General features: G+C 54.0%; 1 rRNA gene. It reads right to left on the bottom strand.

Annotated elements, in window-relative coordinates:
* Positions 1-148: 148 nt before the first annotated feature.
* Positions 149-226, bottom strand: a 16S ribosomal RNA gene (locus ACA373_RS22235); the annotation flags it as partial.

Genomic DNA, 226 nt, shown 5'->3' with positions numbered 1-226 from the left:
GGGATTCGAACCCCTGTTGCCGCCGTGAAAGGGCGGAGTCCTAACCGCTAGACGAAGGGGACACTGTCGTGTCGGCTTCGCAGCCGTCTTGCTCTAACGTTTCTATCAGACAATCTGTGTGAGCACTACGCACGAAGGTATCTTCAGGTAAGGAGGTGATCCAACCGCAGGTTCCCCTACGGTTACCTTGTTACGACTTCACCCCAGTCATGAATCACAAAGTGGT

This window comes from Erwinia sp. STN24 (assembly GCF_041320675.1).
GTDB classification, from domain to species: domain Bacteria; phylum Pseudomonadota; class Gammaproteobacteria; order Enterobacterales; family Enterobacteriaceae; genus Erwinia; species Erwinia aeris.
Note: the sequence above shows the minus strand (reverse complement) of the source record. Positions and strands in the feature narration are given on the sequence as shown.